The 11845-nt window shown below is 38.4% G+C and carries 9 protein-coding genes; 1 reads left to right on the top strand and 8 read right to left on the bottom strand.

Features of this window, described 5'->3' with window-relative positions:
- Positions 1–216: 216 nt before the first annotated feature.
- The 7 genes from AC4D4A_RS11955 to mce form a co-directional block, all read right to left on the bottom strand.
- Positions 217–978, bottom strand: a complete 762-nt coding sequence (locus AC4D4A_RS11955; protein ID WP_066104838.1) for a glucose 1-dehydrogenase — start codon at positions 976–978, stop codon at positions 217–219.
- 1651 nt (positions 979–2629) lie between these two features.
- The gene (gene abc-f, locus AC4D4A_RS11950; RefSeq protein WP_490996110.1) at positions 2630–4357 is read right to left on the bottom strand and encodes a ribosomal protection-like ABC-F family protein; all 1728 of its coding nucleotides are present in this window, start codon (positions 4355–4357) and stop codon (positions 2630–2632) included.
- Between the two features lie 423 nt (positions 4358–4780).
- Positions 4781–6196 carry an NADP-dependent phosphogluconate dehydrogenase gene (gnd, locus tag AC4D4A_RS11945; protein WP_490996109.1) on the bottom strand — a complete coding sequence of 472 codons (1416 nt, stop codon included), beginning with the start codon at positions 6194–6196 and terminating at the stop codon, positions 4781–4783.
- Positions 6197–6283: 87 nt separating this feature from the next.
- A complete protein-coding gene (locus tag AC4D4A_RS11940; protein ID WP_490996108.1) occupies positions 6284–7555 on the bottom strand; it encodes a DNA polymerase IV in 1272 nt (423 codons plus the stop codon).
- 105 nt (positions 7556–7660) lie between these two features.
- Positions 7661–8788, bottom strand: coding sequence for a M20/M25/M40 family metallo-hydrolase (locus AC4D4A_RS11935; protein ID WP_490996107.1), 1128 nt, complete (start codon positions 8786–8788; stop codon positions 7661–7663).
- Positions 8789–9059: 271 nt separating this feature from the next.
- Entirely contained in the window at positions 9060–10610 is a 1551-nt protein-coding gene (locus tag AC4D4A_RS11930) for an acyl-CoA carboxylase subunit beta (protein WP_490996322.1), read from the bottom strand.
- Position 10611: 1 nt separating this feature from the next.
- Positions 10612–11025, bottom strand: coding sequence for a methylmalonyl-CoA epimerase (mce, locus tag AC4D4A_RS11925; protein WP_490996106.1), 414 nt, complete (start codon positions 11023–11025; stop codon positions 10612–10614).
- 157 nt (positions 11026–11182) lie between these two features.
- Between mce and prli42 the strand changes: the two genes are divergently transcribed.
- Positions 11183–11278: a stressosome-associated protein Prli42 gene (gene prli42, locus AC4D4A_RS11920; protein WP_139063836.1), complete on the top strand. Its 96-nt coding sequence runs from the start codon at positions 11183–11185 to the stop codon at positions 11276–11278.
- Positions 11279–11303: 25 nt separating this feature from the next.
- Here prli42 and AC4D4A_RS11915 read toward each other — a convergent pair whose 3' ends face one another.
- Positions 11304–11837, bottom strand: a complete 534-nt coding sequence (locus tag AC4D4A_RS11915) for a L,D-transpeptidase (protein WP_490996105.1) — start codon at positions 11835–11837, stop codon at positions 11304–11306.
- Between the last annotated feature and the right edge of the window lie 8 nt (positions 11838–11845).

The raw sequence follows: 11845 nt of genomic DNA, 5'->3' as shown, positions 1-11845 counted from the left end.
TCAGGAATAAAAATTCCTTAACTTTCAGGACAATTGCACTGTTTTGTCTTTGCCATAAACTACTTATTAAATACACTTTTCTCCCTGTATCCCTTTCTCCCCCACTATGATCCATGTTGAATTTTAATAGAAAACCCATATAGAAATACTAGATAGTAATAAAAAAAGAATCCAAATGGATTCCTTTTTTTCAAACCTATTCATTTTTTAATCTGATTAGTAAGCAGACCATCCTGCATCCGCTGCCAATACTACACCATTAATATAGGAAGATTCATTGCTTGCCAAGAAAAGGGCAATGTCTGCAATTTCTTGTGGCTTAGCAGCACGAGGCATTAAACTAACACCACGCGTTGCATATTGTAATCCTTCCATATCCATACCATCCACTGAACTGGTTAACCCAGTCTCAACTTGGGCCGGTGCGATTCCATTGCAACGAATACCTTGCGGGCCATAATGAGATGCAATATTTTTAGTCATGCCTGTAACTGCATGTTTAGCCGCAGTATACGTAAATCCGCCACGTCCACCAGTTAAACCGGTAATGGAGGAAAGGTTCACGATTACGCCGCTGCCCTGAGCCTGGAAGTATGGCAATACTTTACGTGTACCGCGCATTACACCGCCAACATTAATATCCATTACGCGGCTCCAAACTGCATCTTCTACATTATGAGCAGCCTGCATTTTGTCTAATACACCTGCACAGTTAACTAAAATATCTACGCGACCAAATGTGGCCACAGTTTCTTCCACCATTTTTTGAACATCTTCTTCAACTGCCACATTGACTTTTACACCCATTATCTCAACATCTTGCGCTTTAAATTCATTGACAGTAGCTTGCAATGCTTCTTCATTGAAATCGGCGATTACCAGCTTTGCCCCTTCTTCCGCATAGCGTGTCGCAATTGATTTACCAATACCATTCGCTCCACCTGTAATAATGGCTACTTGGTCTTGCAATCTTCCCATTGTTCATCCTCCTAATCACCGTTAAATTAATTGGCAGATTCATGTATGGATCATAAATCAGGGCGATGAATTCTATAACTTACTGTTATGATAGATTAAAGTTCCAGTTTTATTTATAGAAACACAGCATTTGATATTCCAATATATCAAATCCAGGAAGTAACTTTTAAGAGATTCATCGTTCAGATACCAATCTTGACTTGTTAAAAGCTCCAACATTTCCTCTGCCTTATCAACTTTTGTTTAGCATTATGTATCTTTCTATTACAATTAAACTATACATGATATTTTTTTTAATTTCAAAAGATTCTTGATATATCATAATAATTTGCACTGAATAATAACCTTCGAGCCTCAAAATCAAAATATAGCCATATCTGCAAAGGGAAGTGGCTTTGTTTTATTTTTTATTCTCTATTTTAGATGAAAATATCCAGCTAAAATTATCTAAAAAATAAACCTCTATTCATAGATAACTATTATTTTAATAAACTAAAATATTTTTCTAGAATAATGAAAACGGATTATTTTACGTGTTAATAGGGTATTAGATAGTTGTAGCATTTATGTAGTATAAACATAGGAAAGATGAGGTGTCAGGTGTCATGTATAAAGAGTTAGCGGATATTTTTTCTCTCATTGAGGACGATATGCTATTAACGCGATGAGTACAGAAATCTCACCGGACAAACTGGCGGACTGTTTACTTACGATCTCAGAGTATGAAGGATATACATTCCATTAGAAAAAACCTTGAGATGACACTGCATATTTTCTCTTGGGATGAATATAATTTTGAACTAAGTCATCCGGTTTATGTAGCATTCATAGGTGTACATATGTTGTTATAGAGTTTCAGAATATAAGTCTGTGGAAAATTAATTTTATCATGTAAAGGAGACTGCCTTATGGGTTTCTGGTCAACTGTTTTCGCAATCATAGTCGCATTGGTTCTTTTCTCAATATGCGGTTAAATAAGAGACAAAAGAAGGATTTGTTATTTTTCATTGTGCCGCTGATCCTTTTTCAAATGAATGAATTAATTAAAGCGGATGTACAAATTCCTGTCCTCGGATATCTGCTGCGATGTCATTTCAATGACTACCTAGGAGGCATCTCCTTTGCAGCATACCTGAACTTTGTTCTGTCTCTAAGTAACTGGACTTCGTTTCAGCTAACCAAGATCCATCACTTCCTCGTTGCCGGTTTATTTTGTGGAATCTGTTGGGAGGTCATAACTCCTCTATTTATAAAAACGAGTACCGGTGATGCTTGGGATATTATTGCGTATATCTTGGGGATGCTGACATACTGGTATTATGGTAGAAAATTGGCATCTAAAAACAAATAAATAAGTACGATGATAAATGTAAAAGAGACGACCAAATGGTAATGACTCCTAAAATTTAGAGTGAAAAACTAAATTTTGGGTCGATACAAAGGATCGTCTCTTTGTAGTTTCTTTTATTTTTTACTAATATCAAATTATAGCTTCATGAGTAGGAACGTCTCGCAAATGATACTATAAAAAAATGATGGCCCACAGAAAATGATGGCGGGTTCTTCTTACTTATCCGGCGTGAAATTCACCAATAGTGAACACCATAATAATTTCAATCATATCTGCAGAGCACTTCTTTAAGATAAATGGCTAATTTCCTGTTCTATTCAGGATAGCCTTCTGTTCAATTAATTGTTTAAACTCTTTATCCAATGCACTGTACTTAGAATCGCTGGATGTTAATAAACTCAATTGACTTAAAACCGCAGCTAATTTTGTCTCTACGACCATAAGTTCTTCTTCGATATTCCTATTCATTGCAGGTATTTGTCCGGCCGGATTTCGATTGTTTCTTTCAACGCGGTTAATGATTTTTTCATCAATAACCAACAGCTTGTTACATAGACGTTCAATTAAATATTGATCATGTGACACAATTACCAAGGTCCCGGCAAAGGTTGAAAGAGTCTCCTCCAATTGTTCTCTGCTCGGTAAATCGAGATGATTAGTCGGTTCATCCAGTATCAACAAGTCATAACCTTCCATCAGCATTTGAACTAGCTTGATTTTCGTACGCTGCCCCATCGATAGGGAGGAAATCGGTTCGTCTATTTGTCTTGCTGTAATCCCGAGATTCGCCAAGTACGTTTTTGCCTTAAATATCGAATCCCTTTCATAAAGTCCAAGTGCTTCTATTGGTTTCTTATGAACCGGGAGATCACCAACATCCTGACTTAAGTAGCCGATTTTCAGAGTAGGACTTTTCCATAACTCTCCGCCGCTGATGGGCTCTTGATCTAGAATCAGCCGAATTAGCGTTGTTTTCCCCGCGCCATTAGGACCAACGACGCCAATTGACTCCCCGTGTTTTATATAAAAATAACTGCTTTGGAAAACTGTATGATCTCTATATTGCTTTTTTAAATCCTTTGCCTCCACTATCCGTTTACCGCGCTTGTCCGCCGCCTGAAAATCAAATTCAATCTTTACTTCATCAGCAGGCTTTTCTATTCTTTTTTTTGTAAGTTCCGCTTCCAGCCTTTTTCGCTTGGATTTAACCTGTATATCCTTCTTCTTGGCCTTAACTCGGTAATATTCTTTTTTGCCCATTAATTTTCTTTCAGAGGCAGTGCCATGCTTCGTTGAATCACGGTGTGCCTTTTCTGACCAATTCTTCAATTGATTCATTTGCGCTTCTACCCGTTTGATTTCTTTCTGTTGTTGATCATATTGATGCTGCTGAATTCTTCTGTTTTCTTCTTTTTGTTTCTTATAAGCACTGTAATTGCCAGTGTACTCATGCGCAATACCATCCTCAATTTCATATATACGTTTAACAGCCAGGTCCAGGAAGTATCGATCATGTGAGATGATAATGGCCGCACCTTGATAGGATGCAAGCTCCTCTACCAGCCAAAGAATCCCATCAAAGTCTAAATGATTGGTTGGTTCATCCAGAATTAATAAATCAGGTTTGGTTGACCAAATATGTGCGAGTGCAAGCTTTAAACGTTCTCCCCCGCTTAAATGGTCCAATCGTTCTTGATTCCACAACTGTGACCCTTCTAATCCAAGCTGACTCGTCAGCTCAAACATTCCAGCCTCAGCCCCGGTCTCCAACATGGATTGAAAGATACTGGCTGTATAGTCAATTGACTGCCGCAGATATCCTATACTGACATGATCTTTCCCAAAACTAATATTCCCTTTATCCGCTTGAATTGCTCCTGTCATAATATTGGCTAACGTTGTTTTACCTGCCCCGTTATAGCCAATCAGCCCAATTCTATCCCCAGATTCTATAATCATATTTATATTCTTTAAAATCGTTCTTTCACCATAGCTTTTTTGTATTTCCTTCAGACTTAGCATATTCATTCTCACCTCTTAAAATTAACAACTAAAAACCCCAACAGAAGCCTATTGGGGTGTGAACATCGTTTATCAACAGAGGTATACAAATATGAATACAGCTATGGCAGCTGAATCCTTTATTTATACTCTATTCAATGAAAGAACGTGTTATGGGCACACTAATCCAATTTTCAGGCTTCTGTTTTTATAAAAAAACATCGCAGAAAACAAGATTAGATTCTCATCGTCCCAATATCAGTCCTTTACCATTTATTATTTACAGTATATGCCAGCTACTTGAACGATGTCAAATGTTCTAAAACTATTATGACTTTTCAGTCACTGAGGATTTGCTAAAATCTATTTCCTAGTATGGATTTCATTCCCATGATTATACATAAAAAAAGCAGCTTAAAGAACAAGGATCTTTAAGCTGCTTTATTGATATTATTTAGATTCCATCCACTCAGTATGGAAAATGCCTTCTTTATCTACACGCTCGTATGTGTGAGCTCCAAAGTAGTCACGTTGTGCCTGTAATAGATTTGCAGGCAATGTTTCTGCACGGTAGCTGTCATAGTAGGACAATGCTGCTGTAAAGCATGGTACCGGAATACCAGCCTGAACAGCTGCTACAATTACTTCACGCAACGCTTCCTGATAGCTTAATGCAATTTCTTTGAAATAATCGTCCAAAAGAAGATTCTTAAGGTTAGGATTGCGATCATAAGCATCTTTAATCTTTTGAAGGAATTGGGCACGAATGATACATCCGCCACGGAAGATCATCGCAATATCACCATACTGAAGATCCCAGTTGTATTCGTCAGATGCAGCTTTCATTTGTGCAAAGCCTTGAGCATATGAACAAATTTTGCTCAAATATAAAGCTTTTCGAATTGCTTCGATAAATGCTGCTTTATCTCCGGCAAATGGTTTAACTTCAGGACCTGATAATACTTTAGAAGCTTCCACACGTTCTTCTTTCAGCGCAGATAAGAAACGTGCAAACACAGATTCAGTAATGATTGGCAGTGGTACACCAAGATCCAATGCACTTTGACTTGTCCACTTTCCAGTTCCTTTTTGGCCCGCTTTATCAAGGATCACATCTACCATCGGCTTACCGGTTTCTTCATCTTTTTTCGTAAAGATGTCAGCTGTGATTTCGATTAGATAGCTATCAAGTTCACCTTTATTCCATTCGGAGAAAACTGCATGAAGTTCATCAGCATTAAGCCCTAGAATATGGCGTAATAAAGCATAGGATTCGGAAATCAATTGCATATCTCCGTATTCAATTCCATTGTGAACCATCTTCACATAATGGCCAGCCCCATCCGGCCCAATATATGTACAACAAGCATCATCGCCAACTTTAGCAGAAATTGCTTTTAGAATTGGAGCTACAAGCTCGTATGCTTCCTTTTGTCCTCCAGGCATAATAGAAGGACCTTTTAATGCTCCCTCTTCACCACCGGATACACCAGTCCCAATAAAATGGAAGCCTTGCTTGCTTAATTCTTCATTACGGCGCTGCGTATCTTTAAAGAACGTGTTACCGCCATCAATCAGGATATCCCCTTTATCAAGATAAGGAGTTAATTGGGCAATTGTTGCATCAGTTGCTGCTCCCGCTTTAACCATGATTAAGATTTTACGCGGCGTTTCCAATGAGTTTACAAATTCTTCGATTGAATAGGTAGGATGAACATTTCTGCCTTCCGCCTCTTTCATCATAGCATCTGTTTTTTCAGGTGAACGATTATATACTGAAACGGAATATCCACGGCTTTCAATATTAAATGCTAAATTCTTACCCATTACGGCAAGACCGATTACACCGATTTGTTGTTTTTCCATCTGTAAACATTCCTTTCATTGATTTATTCGCTATATTAAATCGTATTAACTTTAGCAATTTTACACTATTTTCGCAAGTGCTATGAATTAGTTTCCCTTGTCATTACTAGGTTTGGGACGTTTTAAGAAGTCCTTGCTAAAACTGGTATTAGCATCCACTTTATTGTTATCTATTTCTATCCCTTTTCGGATAATTTTATCCCCAAACTTTTTGGTTAGCTTTTCCACAGTCGTATCCAATTTCACTTCTTTTTCATCCTGATCAAAAGAAAAAATGTCCAATTGCTTAATTGCTTCCTGCTGTTCCACTACTTCATTTGCTGTTACCCCTAATAGCCTAACTGGATTTCCATTCCAATGCTTTGAAAAAAGATCTCGTGCATGGCTATATAGATCTTCAGCCTTATGAATAGGATTTTGAAGGGTTTTACCTCGAGTTACTGTTTTTCGATCCTTATAACGAATCATTATTTGAACTTTTATGGTCAGCAGTTCCTTCTTCTTTAACCGAGCAGAAACTTTTTCACTCAAACGATGCAGGACTTCAAATAATTCCTGCTGATTTGTTACATCTCTTGGTAATGTGGTTGAATTCCCAACACTTTTAAAATCATATATCGACTCAGGATCTACCACACGTCTGTCAATGCCATTAGCTCTTTCTCTTAATCGCACCCCATTAATTCCAAGCAGCTTTTTAAGCGAAACCTCATGTGCATTGGCCAAATCACCAATTGTTTCAATTTTTATTGATGATAGTTTTTCAGCTGTTTTCTGGCCCACTCCATGCATCTCTCCAACCGGTAGATGCCATAGTTTAGCCTGAACTTCACGCTTTCTAAGAATCGTAATTCCCATTGGTTTTTTCATATCTGAAGCTGTTTTCGCCAAAAACTTATTTGGAGCTATACCTATACTGCAAGGCAAATCCATCGTTTCCATAATCCTTTTTTGGATTGTCTGGGCTATTTCAACTGGTGATCTTTCCCCACAATAATCGGTAATATCCAAATACCCTTCATCAATCGAAACTGGTTCTACAAGCGGTGTATACATCCTCAACAAATCAAAAATACCTTGAGAGGCAGCTCGGTACCGGTCGAAATTAGGTTCCATCAGGATAAGGCCGGGACACAGCTTCTGCGCCTGCCAAATAGGCATAGTCGTTTTCACTCCATGTTTACGCGCTGCATAGCTGCATGTCACGATAATCCCTCTTCTTTCTTTTGCATTCCCGGCAATCGCCAACGGCTTGCCTTTCAATTCGGGATTATGTGCCATTTCAACTGAAGCGTAGAAGCTATTCATATCCACATGTAAAATGACTCTTCCGCCTTTTTTTACTTGACGTTGTTCCATCTCTTAAACCCTCTTATTCCCTTATATTCACTGTTTATCCGGCACTAAACAATATTATGTAAAATGGCCACCGGAATAATCCAGTGGCACCTTGAACGAACACTATTATTTAGATGGACTTGCTACTTCTTCAATAATCGCAAGTACCATTTCACCAAGTTTATTAAGCTCAGCAATTGGCATTTTTTCGCTTGTTGTATGGATATCCTCATACCCTACCGCAAGATTAACTGTAGGAATGCCGTGTCCAGCAATGACATTTGCATCACTGCCTCCACCGCTATGCTGAAGTTTTGGTTCACGACCGATTTTAACGGCTGCTTTTTTAGCAACTTCCACCACATGGTCACCATGGTCATATTTGAAACCAGGGTACATGACCGTTACTTCCACTTCAGCAGAACCGCCCATTTCTGCAGCTGTTGTTTCAAAGGCATCTTTCATTTTCGCAACCTGAGCTTCCATTTTCTCAGGGATTAGGGAGCGCGCCTCCGCTAGAATTTCTACGTGATCACAAACGATGTTTGTTTGAGTACCGCCCTCAAAGCGGCCAATATTAGCAGTAGTTTCTTCGTCAATTCGTCCAAGCGGCATTTTGGCAATGGCTTTAGCCGCAATTGTAATCGCAGAAACACCTTTTTCCGGTGCAACGCCTGCATGCGCTGTTTTACCTTTAATAACAGCCTGAACTTTAGCTTGTGTCGGTGCTGCAACAATAATGTTACCAACCGCTTCATCACTATCCAATGCAAAACCATATGTAGCTTTAATAAGAGAACGATCCAATACCTTTGCACCAACTAAGCCGGATTCTTCACCAACTGTAATGATGAATTGGATTGTGCCATGCTCAATATTGTTTTCTTTTAATACACGGATAACTTCCAGCATAACAGAAAGACCAGTTTTATCATCTGCCCCAAGAATAGTCGTGCCATCAGTTACTACATAACCATCTTTAATAGAAGGTTTTACACCGTTACCAGGAACAACCGTATCCATATGGGATGTAAAATAAATCGTATCAACGCCTTCTTTAGTGCCAGGCAGTGTACATATTAAGTTACCTGCTCCAAAGCCGGTAAGTTCCTTTGCATTGTCCTCGTAAACGTCTAGTCCAAGAAGACTGAATTTATCTTTTAAGATTTTTGCTATTTGTCCTTCATTTTTTGTTTCAGAATCAATTTGTACTAATTCTAAGAATTCTTGTAATAATCTCTCTTCATTAATCAATTGTCTTCCTCCTATCAGGAATAAGTTACTTTATAAGTATACCGATGTTTTTGTCATAAGAAAAGAGCAGGCGCTTGACATCTGTCAGACAGTTTTTCCCTTTGCAAATGATAATTTTGGGTAATTCTCTTTTTCAGGAATGAAGTGTACGCTTAGTATCATTTAGAATTCACAAGTCTTTTATTCAGCTTTCTAATAATCAGATAAAGTTGGTCTTTATTATAAAATATAGTCTAAAAGAAAAGAGCCCTTAATAGGACTCTTCAATTGATTAAAGCGGAATATTTCCATGTTTTTTTGGCGGTCTTGACTCTTTTTTTGTTCGAAGCATCTCTAAAGCCTGTGCCAATTTAATTCGGGTTTCTCTTGGATCAATAACATCGTCGACCATTCCTTGACTGGCCGCTACATAGGGATTGGCAAATTTTTCACGGTATTCTTCAATTTTTTGTTGGCGTACGGCTTCAGGATCAGGGCTATTATTAATTTCCTTAGCAAAAATGATATTGGCTGCACCCTGTGGCCCCATCACAGCGATTTCAGCATTCGGCCAAGCATATACAAGGTCGGCTCCAATCGATTTACTGTTTAAGGCTACATATGCTCCCCCATATGCTTTTCTTAAAATGACCGTTAATTTTGGCACAGTTGCTTCTGAATAAGCATACAAAATTTTTGCACCATGCCGAATAATTCCTCCATGCTCCTGTTTAATTCCCGGGAAAAATCCCGTTACATCCTCAAATGTAATAATTGGGATATTAAACGAATCACAGAAACGGATAAATCTTGCAGCTTTATCGGAAGAATTGATATCGAGTCCTCCCGCCATATATTTCGGCTGATTACATACCAAACCGACAGTTTCACCTTTAATTCTTGCTAATCCAATCACTAGGTTACGGGCAAAACTCTCTTGAATTTCAAAGAAGGAATCCTGATCGACTACTGCACTTACAACCTTCCTAACATCATAAGGACGGATACCGTCATAAGGTACCAATTCGGCAATATCAGGGCAATAATCATTTTGCTCAGTCCATTCACTTACCGGAGGTTTTTCTTCATTATTTAAAGGCAGATAAGAAAGCAATTTCCTTACCAAACGTAATGTTTCTTCCTCAGTTTTTCCTTCAAAATGTGCATTTCCACTAATAGAATTATGGACTTTCGCTCCGCCCAAATCCTCTGCACTAATTTTTTCCCCAGTCACGGTTTCTATCACTTTTGGACCGGTGATGAACATCTGGCTTGTTTGATCCACCATAAAAACGAAATCAGTAATTGCCGGAGAATATACGGCACCACCTGCACACGGGCCCATGACAACTGATATTTGCGGTACAACTCCCGAGTAGATAACATTGCGATAAAAAACCTGACCATATCCATCCAGCGAGGTGACGCCCTCCTGAATTCTCGCTCCACCGGAATCATTTAATCCTATTATTGGAGCTCCGTTTTTAGCAGCTAAATCCATAATGGATGATATTTTCTTAGCATGCATCTCACCTAGCGCTCCGCCAAATACAGTAAAATCCTGAGAAAAAATATAAACTGGCCTTCCATCAATTTTGCCATAGCCGGTTACAACCCCATCGCCAGGCCCTTTCATTTGATCCAAACCAAAGTCTCTGTTGCGATGTTCAACAAAAGCATTCAGTTCAACAAAGCTATTATCATCCATCAAAATATCGATTCTCTCTCTAGCTGTCAATTTTCCTTTTTCGTGTTGTTTTTCAATCTTATCCCATCCGCCACCAAGCTCGATATCATTTTTTCTATCATACAGTTCGGTTATTCTTTCATACATATCCACTATTTTATTCCTCCCGTTCCGGTTTCTCTAGAACCTCTACTAAAACTCCCTGTACCGACTTAGGATGTATAAAAGCTACTTGTGTATGATGTGCTCCGGGTCTGGGTTCTTCATCAATCAATTGAATGCCATTATCCTTTATTTCTTTAATTCTTTCTTTAATATCACTCACTTCAAGCGCAATATGGTGTATGCCTTCCCCTCTTTTTGCAATAAATTTTGCAACAGCACTTGATTCATTCAAGGGCTCCAATAACTCTATTCGTGTATTACCAGTGGATAAAAAAGCTACCTTAACTCCCTGGCTCTCGACTATTTCTTCCCCTTCATTTACCATACCAAAAATCCCCTCATATAAAGGAAGCGCTTTCGAAATGGAACGAACAGCAATACCGATATGATCAATTCCCTTTTGCATACAAATCCCCCTTTATTTGCCTATCTTAAATAATAGAACATTCTTATAATTCTATAAAGATATTTTGCTCAAATAGTGAATGAAATTTTTTTAGACTTGAGGAGTTTCGCTAAACATAGTAGTATCAAATAGAAGAATGTAAAAGGAGTGTAGCTCTATGTCTAAAAAGCGTACACAGAAGATAATCGTTTATATTATGATTTTTACGATGGTCGCGGTGACCTTATTATCCGGTTTGTCAGCTTTCCTATAAAAAATAAACCTCATCTTTTTTCTCTTCACGGAGAGTCAGATGAGGTTTTTTCGTTTATGGCATGAAATAGTCTCGCATAAAAAGAAGCAGGCTCTGAATTATCATAGATGTACACCTTTGTACCAAGCGGAACTAATTCAAACAATGCTTGGACTTCTTGATTTTTCATCCGGATACAGCCAGCAGACACCTTTTTCCCAATCGAATCCTCTTGGTTCGTACCATGAATTCCGTAATTTCTCCCATTCGTTTTACGAGCATCAAACCCCATCCATCTGGAGCCGAGTGGGTTTCTTGCATCATTACCAGGAATCGCCTTTTTGGAGTATTCAGGGTCCTCAAATTTTGTAATAATCGTAAATAGGCCCTCTGGTGTATCTTCATTATTCTTTCCAGTAGCAATCGAAAATTGATATTTTTCCTGATTATCAACATAAAACACCAGCTGATTGGTTTGTTTATTAATTACGATAAACGGATCCCCGGGAATTGGGTTGGGCCCTAAAGGCCATATTGGAGACATTACTTGCAGTAATAACCAGAGTGACATCCATTTCATAAAAAACA

It is taken from the genome of Pradoshia sp. Z5_111 (assembly GCF_058267535.1).
Note: the sequence above shows the minus strand (reverse complement) of the source record. Positions and strands in the feature narration are given on the sequence as shown.